This window comes from Aeromonas sp. TS_SC_11, from assembly GCF_057318915.1.
Genome location: NZ_CM170470.1, coordinates 2,002,792 through 2,015,901, shown reverse-complemented (window position 1 = coordinate 2,015,901; position 13,110 = coordinate 2,002,792). Strand labels below are relative to the sequence as shown.

Genomic DNA, 13,110 nt, shown 5'->3' with positions numbered 1-13,110 from the left:
TCAGTCCCCGATCAGGCCGGGTAACCGTTCGCGCCAGGTGTCGTGCCACCCCATCAATTCATCCCGCGGCATGGGCCGGGCGGAGAAGAAGCCCTGACACACATCGCACCCCAATCTGGCCAGCAGCCGCCAGGTCAATTCATCCTCTACCCCTTCGGCGACCGACTTGAGTCCCAACTTGCGGGCCAGTTCGATACTTGACTCTATTATGGCCAAGCGAGAGGGGTCCTCATAGCAGCGATCGACGAAAGAGCGATCCAGTTTGAGCTCGGTGAAGGGCAGCAGCGCCAGCTGCTGCATGGAGGAGTAGCCAGTCCCGAAATCATCGATGGAGAGGCCAAAGCCATGCATCCGCAGCCGGGTCAGCACTTCCAGCGACTTGCCCAGATCCTTGACGAACGAGCTTTCGGTCACCTCCAGGGTGATGAGCTCGGGGTTGATGCTCCAGCGCTGACACTGGTTGATCAGGGTATTGCAGAGATCCCCCTCGATGAGGGAGGTGGTTGAGAGGTTCATCGACAGATTGAGGGAGAGACCTGTCTGCTCCCACAGATGACCGTCACGCAGCGACTTGCTGATGATCACCTCGGTCAGTTGATCGATGAGGCCGTTGTTCTCCGCCAGGGGAATGAAGCGCACCGGCGAGATGAGGCCGTAGTCCGGGTGCTGCCAACGGGCAAGCGCCTCCATGCCGACCCAGTGCCCCGAGCCAAAACTCACCTTGGGCTGATACCAGGGCAGCAGTTGATCCTGCTCCAATGCCCGGCTCAGCTCATCCAGCGTCAGGCTGTGGCCATCTTCCTCCTGGGCCCGCTCCTGCTGTGGGCGCCAGGCGCCGATCAACTGGCTGATCTGCTGCTGGCTGGAGGGCTTTTCGATGCGCCCAAGCACCTGCAGGCCATAGGCGGCGCTCATCCGCAACACGGCCTCGACCACGTCATCTTCCAGTGCACTGGAGAGGATGATACCGCCACGAAAACCCCCGAGGGACAGACGGCGAAGCAACGCCATGCCATCCATGCCTGGCATGCGCAGATCGCAAAACAGAATGTCGACCTGATGGCGCTGACACATTGCCAGTGCCTCCACGCCATCCTGAGCCTCCAACAGCGAGGTATAACCGAGCCCACGGATCTGGTGCATCAGTGCCTTGCGCTGAAACGCGTGGTCTTCCACCACCATGATCGCCAACTCATGCTGTGTCTTGTTCATCGAGCCATAGTCCAATTTCGCGTGTTATAGAGTTCATCAGCGCCTGTACTGTCTGGCTCAACTCGGTGAGTTCTTCCAGCTGTTTCAGTCGGGCCGCCGCTTCGAGTCGGGCAGCTTCCTCTGCCAATGGTAGCTGTCCTACCATGCGGGCAGCCCCCTTGATGCGGTGCGCAGTCTCTACCAGAGCATACGTATCCTGACGGGCCAATGCCTGCATCATGTCATCACTATCCTGGCGGTTGGAATCCAGATACTCCCGCGCCATGCTGCGGGCCACCGCCTCATCGCCAAACAGCGAGATCCAGCATGCCCCCAGATCCGCAGCGGGTTCGGCAGGCGCCGGTATCACCTCGGCGACCGGTGCGGCGACCGGCAACCAGTCCTCCAGCATCTGGCGCAAGGTATCCAGGGTGTAAGGCTTGAACAGCATGTCGTTCATGCCGGCCTCCTGCATCTGCAGACTGGCTTCTTCTGACGTATCCGCCGTGACGCCAATGATGGGCGCCTGTTCCCCCTGCCCTCGCAGGGTCCGCGTCAGGGTATAGCCATCCATCACCGGCATGTGGCAATCGGTGAGCAGCAAGGCAAAATCTTGCCCCTGCCAGGTGCGCAGCGCCTTCTCGCCATCATCCACCACCTCGGCATCCACCCCCAGAATGGCGAGCTGGCGGGCCAGCAGGGCACGGTTGATGGGATGATCATCGGCCACCAGCACGCGTCCTTGCAACTTGGCCGTATGGGCCTCGACCGGATTGATCGCTTTCTCTCCCAGCAGCTGATGGCAGGTTTCCAGCAACAGATCCGGATAGAGCGGGGATTGGCCCAGGCGCCACCAGGCATCCGATCCCATGCGACCGCGCAGTGCCTCCAGCGGGGAGAGCACAATGCCCTTGAGCGCGGATTGCTGTAAACGTGTCAGCCAATCGCTGCCCAAGGCCTGTTCCAGCCAGCCCTCCTCCGCGAACAGCAAGCCACTCAGTGGCTGTTGCCACTGCTGAGGATCCAGACGATTCAGCCTGGCCCCCAGCCGCTGCATGGCAGACTGCAAGGCGGCATCCTCGCCAAACAGCCACCATTCTTGGCCCGCCAGCGCAGGTGCATCCCATCGACTCTCGGTCAACGGAAAGCTGAACGTCAGGCGGGTTCCCTGGCCGGGTTTGCTCTCAAGGGCCAGGCTGCCTCCCATTTTCTGGGCCAGCTGATGACAGATGGCCAGCCCCAGCCCTGTGCCGCCAAAGCGTCGATTTATGTCGGATTCCACCTGCTCGAATGGGGTAAACAGGCGATCCTGCTTCGCTTCGGCAATGCCGATACCGGTATCACTGACAGCGATGAGCAGTTGCTCGGCGCGATAACTGACCTGGATGCGGATCTCCCCCCGCTCGGTGAACTTGACCGCATTGTTGAGCAGATTGGAGAGCACCTGTCCCACCCGCACAGCGTCGATACGCGCCTGGTCCGGCACGTCTGGCGCCCAATCCAGTGTCACTTTGAGCCCCTTGCCATGGGCCAGGGTGGCATGACCACGGATCACGTCACAGATCACGGAGGCGAGACGGCAGGCTTGATAATGCAGTTGCAGCTGGCCAGCCTCTATCTTGGAAAAGTCGAGCACATCGTTGACCAGATAGAGCAAGTTGTTGGTTGAGGTGATGACGTTGCGCAGCATGTAACGCTGATCTTCATTCAATTCGCTCATCTGCAGCAGCTCCAGCATGCCGTGCATGCCGGAGATGGGGGTTCTGAGTTCGTGGCTCATGGTGGCGAGGAAACGGCTGCGCACCTGCATCGCCTGCTCCGCATAGGCGCGCGCTTCCCTCAGCTCATGCTCCTGACGCTTGAGGGCCGTAATGTCCTGGATCACGCCGTTGAGGATCAGATTCCCCTCTTCCTGCGGCACGAAACTGCCGCGCACCTGCAGGTAGCGATCCCCCTCAGGGCGCTCTACCTTTACCTCCAGGTCGAGCGGTGCCAGTGTCTCGGCGTGGTTGGCGACCTTGCTGACAAAATCCTGCAGCGCCTCTTCGGTAAAGCCGAACACCTCGCCCCCGGACTCCGCCGACAGCATCTCCTGCTGGCTGGCCCCCAGGATCTCGTTCGCCCCTTGCGAGGCATAGAGGAAGCGCCCCTGGCCCGGCCCCTGCCACAGGTACTGATATACAATACCTGGCATGCTGTCGGTGATCTGGGTGAGCCGGGTCTCCGCCTTGCGGGCCCGCGCCTCGGCTTCCTTGATACGGGTCACATCGGTGAGCACCGTCAGTACACCCAGCATATCGCCGCTCGGTGAGCGGTAGGGGCGCTTGGCATAGATGACGTGAAACAGGGTGCCATCCTGGCGGCGACTGTAACCAGCCCCTTCCAGCTGCTTGCCGCTGTGCCACACATCCTGCTCCTCTTTGAGCACCCGCTCACGCTCCTGGGGCGGCATGCCGTCAAGATCGATACACTCATCGCCCACGCAGGCACCAAGGAAAGCATCCCGATAAGCCTGGTTGCACAGCGTGATGCTCTGCTCCCGGTCACGCAGTGCCACCATGTTGGGCAGGGAGTTGAGCAGAGTCTGCACAAAGGTCAGCTGCTCGTTCAATTTGCGCTCGGCCAGCTGGCGCTGGACTATCTGGCGACGCAGCGTGCGGTTCCAGCCCATGAATAACAGCACGCAGAGCAGAAAGGCCCCCATACCGAAAGAGGACCAGAGCAACACGGTCGCCGGGTTGATGCCGGTCTGGATGGTGAGGGAGAGCCACTTCTGTTCCAGCCTCGACAACTCGTCAGGCCGGATGGAGAGCAACACCTTGGTCAGGATCTGCTGCAACATGGGATCTTGCTGATGAGCCGCCATGGCAACGGGCACTCGCAACTCGTTGCCGGAGAAGACCACCTGATAGCGGTTGTTGAATCCCTTCTGCAACGCCAGTTGCAGCGTTGTCATGCTCATCAGCACATAATCGACCTCATTCTGATCGAGCAGGGGCAACAGCCTGGTATCACTGCTGACCGTCACCGGATAGGCTCCCACCTCCTTGAGCACCAGTTCCTCCACAGAACCACCGACTATGCCGACCTTGTGCCCCTTGAGCTGATTGAGATCCTCAAGCTCAGCCACCCCCTGTCTGGCCGCGATCACTCTGTGGATGAAGGCGTACTCAGGGGTAAACAGAGAGAATTGGCGGCGCTCGGGCGTCGGCGTCATGGCCGGAATGAAATCCAGTTTGCGCGCCTGGAACAGCGCCTGGGTTTCGGTCCAGCTGCTGGTCGGTACCAGAGTAAACTTGAGACCGGACCGGGTGCTCATCACCTTGAGCAGATCGGCGATGAAACCCTTGAGCTGACCCGCACCGTCGATCTCGCTCACCGCTGGCCAGTCAGGTGCAACGCCGAACTTGAGCGTGGGATGCAAGGCCAGCCAATTCAGCTCGCTCTGGTTGAAGATAATCTGGCGAGGGCCATGAGCCAGTTCATAGTCGACTATGCCCCCCGTCTCCAGAATGCGGCGCCGATCCTCAAGGGGGATGTCGTTGAGCGCCAGCTCCAGCAGTTCCAGCAGTCCCTGATTATTGGGTCCCACTGCCATGGCCAGCGAGGTATCCGTCACCCAGTCCGGAGTGATCACTTTCAGGCCGGCCTGCTGCTGCAGGCGTTGCAAGCGAACCAAGGCAGGCAGATCGGCCAGATAGGCGTCTGCCAACCCCTTTTTCACCATGAAGACGGCCTCGTCGCTGCTGTCTGCCTGCGCCAGCTGGTCCATGCCCAGCTTCTCAAGGTCCTCACAGGAGTTGAATCCCTGTTCACACACCCAGCGTAATTGACGAGCCGCCGCCAGGGAGAGGGTGTCGTTCCCCTTCGCCAACAGCACACCGCGGGGCAGTCCCATGAGATCCGAGGTAAACCGCATTTTCTGTTGCCGCGAGGCACTGGGGGTCACGCCGATCAGCATGTCGACCTCGCCATCAAGCAGCGCTTGCTGGGCACCAGCGTAGTAGGGATAGGTCTTGTAGCGCAGCGTCAGCCCCAGCCGACCTGCAACCAGAGAGGCAAAATCATCCAGCGGACCACTGAACCCCCCCCGGCTATTGGCATAGACGTAAGGGGGCCAGGCCACAGAGGGCATGCCGACAACCAGATCGCTGCGCGAGGCGAGCCACAGGCGCTCAGACAGCCCCAGCCGGTCCTTGTCCAGACTGGTTTGTGCCACAGCCAAATGGCCCCAGCAGGCAAGCCAGCACAGCAGGAAGGCGCGATAGCAAAGACGCAACATGGATAACTCCTGAACAGATCGGAGAGCGATAATAGGGATTTTGGCAAAATGTGCGAATGAAAATTCGTAATCAAACTCAACCGGATACAAAAATGGCAGGCCCAAGCCTGCCATTTTCTTGCAAGAAGGGGGCCAAGCCCCTTCTTGTCAGGTTATTCGATTCCCAAGTCGGAAGCCGGTTTGATATTCCTGCTCACGGATGTGGGCGATCTGCACATTTTGCCCTTCCAGGCCGATATCTTTCAGCAAGGCAGGTGAGAGGTGCAGGTAGCTGATGCGGCGCTCCAGCCGGGTGATCCGTTTCTGAACCAGGGATTCGACAGTGCGCAGCAGAGCCAGTTCGATAGACATGATATTCTCCAGTTGAACGTGCGGTTCTCCCGGAGAGAAGAGATCACCCTGCGGGACAACCGCGGGTGATAAAAAGACAGGGGTTACCTGTTTCCTCCACGCGGTAAAAAAAGAGCACGAGTCTTCGCGCTGCCAATGCAGCGATCGGACGCAACGTTTAGCATTGAATGTTGCATATTCGTCTCCTTACCAAGTGAAAGTTGAACAAGTTGCCACAGTCTAAAAAAAGACCGAATTTTATACAATAACCTCACCCCCATATGGGTGGTGAGTCATCTATCAATGCCTGCGCGCGTTCATTTCTGCCCTTCTCGCGGGCGTATCAGATCCCGGACAGCAAGCGGAACTCTTCCAGCGCATAGGTATCCGTCATGCCGCTGACATAGTCGAGCAGCAGCCGCACCCTGTAGTACCACTCCTGCTCTGCACCGCTGTCGAAACGGGGATCCCTGCTGGCCACGGCCAGCCGGTATGCCTTGAGATGACGGGCCGACAAGCGGTGAAACAGGCGACGGGCGAAGAAGAGCTCGCTGCCCCCCTGCCCGGCCAGCAGGCGCTCGAATTGACTGGCGGGCAATGCCAGCAGGCAGGCATAGGTAGAGAGCACACCGCGCAAGGCGGCATAGCCTTCGAGCTCCAGCGCCTCGACCTCGGGGCGCATGAAAACCTGCTCGCGAGCCACCTGCTTGAGGGTGTCGAGCACCATGGCCGCCGGAGCCTGACCGTGCAGCAGCGCCTGGGGATAGGCACCGCTCAGTATGATCTCGTGCTCGCTCACATAGGTGTGGGCGGCCAGCGCGATCAAGTCGTGAGTCAGATGCTGGCGAAAATGGGGGAAGAAGCCTCTGTCCGAAGCGGTGGCATCCGCCAGCAGTCCGGCCATGTAGCTGCCTTCATCGGCCAGACGCAGCGCCTGTTGCAGCTCGCTCAGGCTGAGAATGCGTCTGTCCACCGCATCTTCGAGATCGGCGATGCAGTAAGAGATGTCGTCAGCCGCCTCCATGATGTAGACCAGCGGGTGGCGGCAACCGGGTGCCAGCCCCAGGCTCTGGCTCAGGGAACGGTAGAGAGGTTGCTCACTGAAGAAAATGCCGCGCTTGCTGGTCCAGCCGTGATGCTGGCCGTAATGAAGTCCCGGTAGGGGTTGTTGCGGATACTTGCACAGGGCGGCCAGCTGCCCCAGGGTCAGGTTCAGCTCATGCAGACTGTGCACCAACCGCAGACTCTGGGCATTGCCGTCAAACACCAGCAGATCCTGGCGCAGCTCAGCCCACTGCGGACTGGGCGTCTGGCCAAGAGCAGCAGCGAACAGGGTATCCAGCTCCTGTACCAGCCACTGGCTCATCACCTGTTCGCCAAAGTGGCCGAACGGCGGGTTGCCGACATCGTGCAGCAGGCATGACATCTCCACCAGATTGATGAAGGCCCCCTCGCACACCGAGCCCGCGGGCAGTGCCGCCAGAATGCGGCGGCTGATCTGGCGGCCTGTCTCCTGCACCTCCAGCGAATGGGTCAGACGGCTGCGTACCGAGGCCTTCACATCGAGCGGGAAAACCTGGGTCTTCTGTTGCAACCGACGCACCGGTGCCGCCTGTACGATGCGGGCACGATCCAGCTCGGTCGCCTCAAGCAAGTCTTCCTCACCCCAGGGGTGACTGCGCAGTGACGGGATCAGGCGCTGATACATATTATTCATCTCCTTCTCTGCCTGAAGCGGCAACGTAATGAGGCGGCAGACAGGCTCAGGAGAGCAGCCAGCGCTTCAGCCGGGCTATGTCACCCGGGCACTCGCGGCGCAGCGACTCTATCCAGTCCTCCACGTTCTCCCACCAGGCGGGGTGATCCGGGCTCTGGATCAGCTGGGCCAGCTGTTGCAGCCGGCGCAGACCGATGGAACCGGCCGCTCCCTTGATCTTGTGCGCCTCTTCCACCACGCCAGCCTGATCCTTGGCAATCATGTTGGAGTCGAGCACCGCCATGTAGTCCGGCATCATCTTCTCGAACAGTTCGACGCTGGAGAGCAGCACCGGCTTGCCCACTGTATCGGCATAATCGGTGAGGAAGGCCAGGTCCAGCAGCGCATCCTGATTGCCTGCATCAGCTTGCTCGTCGGCCTCATCGTCGGCCAGATCCGCAAACAGGTGACCAATCACTTCGCGCACCGCCCGGGAGCCCAGCGGCTTGCTAATCACATCCTGCAGGCCGCGATCCCGATAATACTGGCGATCGCCGGTGGCATTGGCAGTGAGCGCCACCATGGGTGGCAAACTGTCGCCGTAGCGCGCCAGCAACTGGGCCGCCACATCGAAGCCGGTCATGTCCGGCAGCTGAATGTCGAGCAGGATCAGGTCAAAGTCATCGGGATTGGCCATGGCCAGCGCCTGGGCGCCGTCCCGGGCCACCTTGACCTCATGCCCCAGCTTGTTGAGCAGGGCGCAGGCCACTGTCACGTTCAGCTCCACGTCTTCCACCAGCAGGATGTCGAGGGTCGGCATCTCCTGCTCGGAGGTGGCCACCTGAGGTTCGACGCAATCCACCTCCAGCTCGGCGGTGAAGCAGGATCCTTCACCCGGGTCGCTGTCCACATAGAGCTGACCACCCATGGCCTGCACCAGCTGGCGGGAGACCGCCAGACCAATGCCGGTGCCGGTGGCGTGCTTCTTGCCTTGCACCTGATAGTACATGGCAAAAATTTTCTCCTGCTGGGCGCGAGGTATGCCGACACCGGTATCCTCCACCTCGAAGTGCAGTGCCAACTTGCCCGGCACATCGGCCGCATGGGAGAGGCAACGCACAGTCACGCCGCCCTCATCGGTAAATTTGACCGCATTGCCCACCAGATTCCACAGCACCTGGCGCAGGCGGGTGCCATCGGCCATCACGAACTGCGGCATGTCGCCATCCCGATCGAAATGCAGATAAAGCCCCTTCTGCTCCGCCTGGATGCGCGACAGCGTCTCCAGCTCGTCCAGGAAGGCAGGCAGGTCGATGGGGGTCGGCGCTATCTCCAACCGGCGCCGGTCCAGCTTGTCCAGATCGATGATGTCATTGAAGATATTGCCCAGGGTCACGGCACTCAGGTGGATGGTCTTGAGCTGCTGATGCTGCCGGGGGTCGAGGGGAGTATCCATCAGCATGCGACTGAGGCCCACTATGCCGTTGAGCGGAGTGCGCAGCTCATGGCTGATGGTGGAGATGAAAGTGGTCTTGTCGCGGCTCGCCTTCTCCAGCTTGTCCTGATATTGCTTGCGCTCTGTGATGTCGCGGCCAAAGCCGAGCAGGCCGAGCCGTTTGCCAAAGCGATCGAAGAAAGGCACCTTGCGCAGCTCGAAGTAGGCCTTGCGACCATCCGGGTATTCCAGCCACTGCTCATAGGTGAGCGGCTCGTTGCTGGTAAAGACCTGTTTGTCGGTCTCCACCACCTTGTTGGCAATCTCCTGCTTGTAGACATCGAACGGGGTCAGCCCGATGAGCTCGGCTTCCACCTTGCCGGTGAGCTCCTCCATGGCGCGATTGCAGCCGGAGAACTGCTCGTCTTCATTGCGGTAGTAGACCAGATCGGGGGAACAGTCGATGAAGGAGCGCAGCAAAGCTGTACGCTCGCCCAGGTGCAACTGGGCTTTTTCGCGCTGGAACACCTCGTTCTCCAGATCCTCGATCGCTTGCTGGCGCAGTGTCTCGGCCCGGTTGGTTTCGGCAATCTGGGCGTTGAGGCGGCTGATGTTCTCCTGCAGCTGGCTGTTGAGTTCCAGATCCCGTTCGCGCATGTCTTGCAGCTTGCGCACCATGCGGGTCAGTCGCTGGCGGGAATCCTCCAGCTGATCCACGACGATGGAGAGAAAATAGACGGCCCAGGGGGTCACCAGCAGGCCGAAGAAGACGGAGCGCACCAGGTCGACTATGTCCACGGTGCCGCGCAGAAACAGGGTTACCCCCATCTGGATGGAGACGGCCAGCACTATGATGCCCGTCGCCAGGAACATGCTGAAGCGCACCAGACCCAGCTTGGTCATCAGATCGACGTAATATTGCGCCCAGGATTTGATTTGTTTCATCTTGTTGTTTTCTCCCCGATATTCGCCGAACAGAATACCAGCACGGCGCGCCGAACTCTTGTGCCGTCACGCTATTAATTATTGATTAACGCCATCTGCCAACTGGGATAGCATGCGTTGGTGGACTCAGTCAGCCGCAGTTCAGCTTGCTGTCCTATCATCCCGAGCCATTTCATCCAACAGCTTGTTATTTCAGGAGTCTTACCGATGCGCACTCTCACCCTGCTGAGTCTTGGCCTGCTGGCAGCCAATGCCGCACACGCCGATCTGGGGGAGATCCCCAAGCAGTCCGGCTGGTCCGGTTTCCTGCTGGGCGGGGTCAACGCCGTCAGCTACAAGTCCAACTTCTATGCAGGCGATGACAGCAACAGCCGCATCAATGACCTCGGCTCTCCCGACAGCGAAAGCGGTCTGACTCCTCTCATCAACGCCGACATCCGTTACACCTTTGCCGACACCCGTACCCAGGTGTTTCTCGGCAACCTGATCCAGGATGCGATCCGCTTCGACTTCACCCAGCAGCTGGGTCTGCGCCAAGAGATGGGCGACAAGGGAATCGTCGCCACCTCCCTGGTGTTCAACGCCATGCCGGTCGAGCTGTGGAGCGATCCCTTCGCCACCAATGTGGATCGCAGCTCCACCGATGTGAAATCAAAAGGGGTTCGCTTCACCTGGGACAAGATCTGGGGCAGCAACTTCCACGGCAGCCTCACCAGCCGGGAAGTGGATCTGGATGAAGAGCGCAGTGGGCAGCAGTATGACCTGACCCACGGCACCCACTATGCCTCCATGCTGGATCGCAACGGCAAGGTGCACGACATGGAGATCTCCTATCAGTGGCACTTTGGCGGCAACCAGCTGCTGGAGCCCGCGATCCTCTACAAGCAGGCCAGGCTTGATGGCAGTGCCGAGAGCTTCAAGAACACGGGTCTGCAGCTGACCTACGCCAAGCGTGGTCCCCAGTGGTCCATCGTCAGCAACGTCTATGCCGGCAAGCGCAACTATGACGAGGCGAATCCCATCTTCGGCCAGAGCGCCGATGCAAACGAGTTTGCCATCAACGGCACCTTCTTCTGGCACAGTCTGTTCGGCGTCAAGGATCTCGCCGCCACTTTTACCGCAGCCTACTCCACCGCCAACTCCGACATCAGCTTCTACGACAGTCAGGCCACCCGCGTCAGCACCGGCCTGCTCTACAACTTCTAAACCGGTCCATCCCAGCAACAACAAGGCCACCCCATGGGGTGGCCTTGGCATTTGTGCGCGGGGCTGACGTCAGATACCGAGCGAATCGAGCAGATCGTCGTGCTCATTGGCCGCCTTGGCGGCAACCGGCGTCGGCTTGGATGCCGCCAGCTTGGTCTGGGCGATCAGCGCATCCGGATCCAGCTCCTCTTCGTCCATGCCATCACTGTGAATGCGGATGAACTCTGTCCTGTCCATCGCCAGCTCCAGATAGAAGATGTTGTTGCGGGAGGTGAAGAAGGTAACCCGGCGTGCTTCCGGGTTGTCGAGGTTGGTGTCGACGCTCAGCATCACCTGCTTGTTCAGCGCCAGCATTTTCGGCTGGTTCTGGGTAATGTGAGTCTGCAGATCACGGCCCACCTTGACGGTGAAACTGCCGACGATCTGGTTCATCAACTCGCCCATGACGTTGCTCACCTCGTCCGAAGTGTGGGAGATGGCGAGATCTTCCTTGGAGAGGCCCATGCTGAGCATGTAGCTCTCGTACAGCTCCATGGCCGCAGAGGCGGAGAAGTTGATCACGACCAGGCCGGAGAAACCACCGTCGAACAGCACGAAACAGCCGATATCCGGCTTGAGGCAGGTCTTGCTGATGCGCTGCACCATGCCGGAGAAACGCACCTGACTCTGGGTCGCCGCACTCAATACCCCCGTGACCGAATGGCACAGACTCAGCAACACATCCTCTGTGGTCAATACGGCGTCGTTGTCGGCTCTTGTCACTATCATGGGACCTTCCTGAACATCGAAAATGGGCTTATCTATACCATAACTCTAACAGATAGCGCGGCTTGAGCTCTGAAATAGCGAGCCGCCTCTCACTTGACTCAATTATCAACGCAAAGCGGGATGAAACCGGCCAGATGGGCAAGCCGGGCACGCCAGCTATCGGCTTGGGTTCGCAAGGCCTGCGGGTCATATGGCAAAGCGGGGTGAGCCCCCCAGATGGGGCCGGGCCAGGCTTTGTCCGTGGTGAAGCGGGCGACATGGTGCAGATGCAGTTGCGGCACCAGATTGCCCAGCGCCCCGATGTTGATCTTGTCCGGGCTGAGGGCCTGTTCCATCAGGGTGGCGACGGCGCAGGACTCCTGCATCAGCTGTTGCTGCTGAGCGGGCGCCAGATGGTGGATCTCGCGCAAGTTGTCTACCCGTGGCACCAGGATGAGCCAGGGATACTGGCTGTCTTTGGCGAGCAGGACACGGCAAAGCGGCAGATCCCCGAGCAGCTGGGTATCCGCCTGCAGGCGAGTGTGCAATTCAAACATGAAGACCTCGTTGGATAAGGTGGGCGCTATGCACGATGAGAGCCCCCACGTTACTGCAACGGGCTGCAAACTTAAAGTCGCGGCACGGCCCAGCCGACGAAGCGCTTGCGAAGCTCCGGGTCCGCCTGCAAGAAGAGTTGCTGCAACCGCCCCTCCAGTTCGCTGGTTGCCACAGCAGGCACAGCCTTGCCCGCTGCCACTGTGGTTACCGCTCCGGCCATCGTCAACGCGGCCTTGCCACCGCTGCGGTTGTACTCCTCGAGCCGGGCTCGCCAGTCCATACCGATCAGCATGCCGCTGGTCATCAGTGCATCCTGCTGAGTATCGAGCGCCTGACCATTGGCCTGCAGCGTCACAACTGGCGCCTTGGCATAGGCCACCATCGCCTGCTCATCGGCTGGCTGTTGGGCCACCAGCGTCAAGCGCTGGTTGCTGGCCTGATAGCGCACCACCTGGGGATCGGATCGCACCTGACGATCGTTCTCGCTGCTATTGCGACTCGGGATCACCCCCTCATATCGCACCAGCAACTGCTGCTCCCCATCCGCTAGGGTAGCGTGCTGCTCATCTTGCAGCTTGCCCGCACTGACCGCCAGGATCTGGAAATCCGGTGGCACCACCACCTCGACGGCGGCCTGCGCCGTACTCATGCCCAGCGCCGACCAAAGCAGTGTCAAACCACTCCACTTCTGATAACTCTTCATGCTCGCTCATCTTCCTG

General features: G+C 60.3%; 9 protein-coding genes. 1 reads left to right on the top strand and 8 read right to left on the bottom strand.

Annotated elements, in window-relative coordinates:
* The 5 genes from AC1P02_RS09560 to arcB all read right to left on the bottom strand — a co-directional run bounded on the left by AC1P02_RS09560 (nucleotide 1) and on the right by arcB (nucleotide 9,879).
* Entirely contained in the window at nucleotides 1–1,212 is a 1,212-nt protein-coding gene (locus AC1P02_RS09560; RefSeq protein WP_058393629.1) for an EAL domain-containing response regulator, read from the bottom strand.
* Nucleotides 1,193–5,473 carry an ATP-binding protein gene (locus AC1P02_RS09555; protein ID WP_485185163.1) on the bottom strand — a complete coding sequence of 1,427 codons (4,281 nt, stop codon included), beginning with the start codon at nucleotides 5,471–5,473 and terminating at the stop codon, nucleotides 1,193–1,195. Before AC1P02_RS09555 ends, AC1P02_RS09560 begins: the two co-directional genes overlap by 20 nt.
* Before the next feature lie 147 nt (nucleotides 5,474–5,620).
* Entirely contained in the window at nucleotides 5,621–5,824 is a 204-nt protein-coding gene (locus AC1P02_RS09550; protein WP_005311635.1) for a hypothetical protein, read from the bottom strand.
* 322 nt (nucleotides 5,825–6,146) lie between these two features.
* Nucleotides 6,147–7,511 (bottom strand): dGTPase, encoded by a 1,365-nt coding sequence (gene dgt / locus AC1P02_RS09545; RefSeq protein ID WP_096120105.1) that lies wholly within the window; start codon nucleotides 7,509–7,511, stop codon nucleotides 6,147–6,149.
* Nucleotides 7,512–7,566: 55 nt separating this feature from the next.
* Nucleotides 7,567–9,879, bottom strand: coding sequence for an aerobic respiration two-component sensor histidine kinase ArcB (gene arcB / locus AC1P02_RS09540; RefSeq protein WP_096120106.1), 2,313 nt, complete (start codon nucleotides 9,877–9,879; stop codon nucleotides 7,567–7,569).
* A 207-nt stretch (nucleotides 9,880–10,086) separates the two neighbouring features.
* Between arcB and AC1P02_RS09535 the strand changes: the two genes are divergently transcribed.
* Nucleotides 10,087–11,085 (top strand): DUF2860 family protein, encoded by a 999-nt coding sequence (locus tag AC1P02_RS09535; protein ID WP_034283655.1) that lies wholly within the window; start codon nucleotides 10,087–10,089, stop codon nucleotides 11,083–11,085.
* Nucleotides 11,086–11,154: 69 nt separating this feature from the next.
* Here the strand turns inward: AC1P02_RS09535 and AC1P02_RS09530 are convergent, their stop codons facing one another.
* From AC1P02_RS09530 to AC1P02_RS09520, 3 genes are all read right to left on the bottom strand, one after another.
* The gene (locus tag AC1P02_RS09530) at nucleotides 11,155–11,853 is read right to left on the bottom strand and encodes a DUF3334 family protein (RefSeq protein WP_021139750.1); all 699 of its coding nucleotides are present in this window, start codon (nucleotides 11,851–11,853) and stop codon (nucleotides 11,155–11,157) included.
* Nucleotides 11,854–11,951: 98 nt separating this feature from the next.
* On the bottom strand, nucleotides 11,952–12,389 hold the full coding sequence (locus AC1P02_RS09525) for an HIT domain-containing protein (RefSeq protein ID WP_005311624.1): 438 nt from the start codon (nucleotides 12,387–12,389) through the stop codon (nucleotides 11,952–11,954).
* A 71-nt stretch (nucleotides 12,390–12,460) separates the two neighbouring features.
* On the bottom strand, nucleotides 12,461–13,093 hold the full coding sequence (locus AC1P02_RS09520) for a DUF2057 domain-containing protein (protein ID WP_096120107.1): 633 nt from the start codon (nucleotides 13,091–13,093) through the stop codon (nucleotides 12,461–12,463).
* Nucleotides 13,094–13,110 lie beyond the last annotated feature (17 nt).

Coding starts and splice junctions, on each gene's coding strand:
- AC1P02_RS09560 (WP_058393629.1), bottom strand. CDS start 1,212: ATGAACAAGACACAGCATGAGTTGGCGATCATGGTGGTGGAAGACCAC.
- AC1P02_RS09550 (WP_005311635.1), bottom strand. CDS start 5,824: ATGTCTATCGAACTGGCTCTGCTGCGCACTGTCGAATCCCTGGTTCAG.
- arcB (WP_096120106.1), bottom strand. CDS start 9,879: ATGAAACAAATCAAATCCTGGGCGCAATATTACGTCGATCTGATGACC.
- AC1P02_RS09525 (WP_005311624.1), bottom strand. CDS start 12,389: ATGTTTGAATTGCACACTCGCCTGCAGGCGGATACCCAGCTGCTCGGG.
- AC1P02_RS09520 (WP_096120107.1), bottom strand. CDS start 13,093: ATGAAGAGTTATCAGAAGTGGAGTGGTTTGACACTGCTTTGGTCGGCG.
- AC1P02_RS09555 (WP_485185163.1), bottom strand. CDS start 5,473: ATGTTGCGTCTTTGCTATCGCGCCTTCCTGCTGTGCTGGCTTGCCTGC.
- AC1P02_RS09535 (WP_034283655.1), top strand. CDS start 10,087: ATGCGCACTCTCACCCTGCTGAGTCTTGGCCTGCTGGCAGCCAATGCC.
- dgt (WP_096120105.1), bottom strand. CDS start 7,511: ATGTATCAGCGCCTGATCCCGTCACTGCGCAGTCACCCCTGGGGTGAG.
- AC1P02_RS09530 (WP_021139750.1), bottom strand. CDS start 11,853: ATGATAGTGACAAGAGCCGACAACGACGCCGTATTGACCACAGAGGAT.